The organism is Halomonas sp. ND22Bw, assembly GCF_003011945.1.
Taxonomy (GTDB): Bacteria; Pseudomonadota; Gammaproteobacteria; order Pseudomonadales; family Halomonadaceae; genus Halomonas; species Halomonas halophila.
The window spans coordinates 1-293 of record NZ_PXWD01000585.1; the positions used below are offsets into that span (position 1 = coordinate 1).

The 293-nt window shown below is 70.3% G+C and carries 1 pseudogene; it reads right to left on the minus strand.

Annotated features, from left to right (window positions below):
• Positions 1-293 (minus strand): annotated as a pseudogene (locus CVH10_RS19480) (branched-chain amino acid ABC transporter permease); the annotation flags it as partial.

Consider the following 293-nt stretch of genomic DNA (forward strand, 5'->3'; position numbering starts at 1 on the left):
CACGGGGCGCAGGCCCACGGGCAGCAGGCCGAAGATCAGCCCGCCGATCACGGGGCCCAGCAGCGTGCCCTTGCCGCCCGCCACCACCATGATGACCATGCTGACGGTGGTGGAGAACAGGAACACGTCGGGGTCGATGATGCGCAGGTAATGCGCGTAGAGGCTGCCCGCCGCGCCCGCCATGGCGGCCGAGATCACGGTCGCGATGGTCAGCGTACGGGTGGCGTTGATGCCCACCGAGCGCGCCAGGGATTCGTTCTCCTTCAGGCCCCGCATCGCCCGGCCGAAGCGCG